This window comes from Mesorhizobium sp. WSM4846 (genome assembly GCF_055811415.1).
In genome coordinates this window covers 1-1,085 of record NZ_JBVVPZ010000099.1, presented here as the reverse complement: position 1 = coordinate 1,085, position 1,085 = coordinate 1, and the positions used below count along the sequence as shown (strand labels likewise).

Here is a 1,085-nt window from a genome sequence, read left to right as displayed (position 1 = left end):
CATCCTTGGCGACTCGACCTCGACTGGCGCTGGCATCAAAAGGCACTCGATCAGGGCTGCATCTTCAGCATCAATCCGGACGCTCATTCGATCCGCGAGCTCGACCACATGCATTGGGGTGTCGAGATGGCGCGCAAGGGCGGTGTCCCTGCGAAGCGGGTCCTGAACGCGAGGCGTTTGACGGCCCTCCTTGCGCGTCTCGCACGGCGCAGGCAAACGTCCTAACCTGCTTGTGCGGCCGGCCTATCAGCGCAGGAGTCCGTCATTCTCAAAATCTTCCCAGCCGCGCAAACTGGAGTGCGAGTTCTCATCGGGGCCATAGCCACCTGAAGCTGCAGTTCCGCGACCGCTTCTTTGAGCACGTTTCATAGCGGCCTTCCCCGCGGCTCGCCGCCTATTCTCTGCAGCTGTCGCTGCGTCCTGTTCGCGCCAGACCATAACCAGGTCGCGGTCAAGCACATCCTCCACGTGCTGCGGGTCGAACACGTGAAAGGTGATGTTCCTTGCCCGCCCGCGGAGTTTCACCGTTTTCGTCCCGGCGCTCTGCAAGCGACCATCTTTCAGCCAGCGGTGCCGTTCGGCCGTCGAGATCGTCAGAATGTCCTCGATTTCACGGGGGATTACGGGCAGGTCTTCGATATTCTGCAGTGCTTTGGATACGATCCCGAATACCACCTGCACATCATTCTCGGCGCCCTCAGACAGGCGCAGGGTAAGCACGCGGGACTCGATATGGAGCAGTTTCCTGAACTCCATTGGAAGGCGGGCGCGTATTTCGAGAAAAATACCCCTCGCTCTGACGGACGATCCAAGAGTTGCAGCCGGGGTTAAAGGCCATTCTCCAATCAGCTTCGCTGTTGCATTGATTTTTCGGCGCGTGGACATGCCCTTTATATAGGTCACCGATTGTCGGCAGCGATGAGCCGATCGCAAAGCCAACATGAGTTCTAATCCACCAGCGGTCTGAACCACGGATGCCCTAAAGGCGCAACCACGATTGTTAGCGGCCGCTTGCAACTTCGGCTAACGGGAAGCGGCAGAGTTCATCTCAAAGTGCGTTGCCGCCTGGCGGCTTTTTGGGGCCG

General features: G+C 59.0%; 1 protein-coding gene and 1 pseudogene. One reads left to right on the top strand and one right to left on the bottom strand.

Annotated elements, in window-relative coordinates:
* Window positions 1-225: pseudogene (locus tag AC0L15_RS33175) on the top strand (DNA polymerase/3'-5' exonuclease PolX); the annotation flags it as partial.
* A gap of 21 nt (window positions 226-246) precedes the next feature.
* On the opposite strand, the gene AC0L15_RS33170 reads toward AC0L15_RS33175, so the two are convergent.
* A complete protein-coding gene (locus AC0L15_RS33170; RefSeq protein WP_473498408.1) occupies window positions 247-885 on the bottom strand; it encodes a hypothetical protein in 639 nt (212 codons plus the stop codon).
* Window positions 886-1,085: the final 200 nt, after the last annotated feature.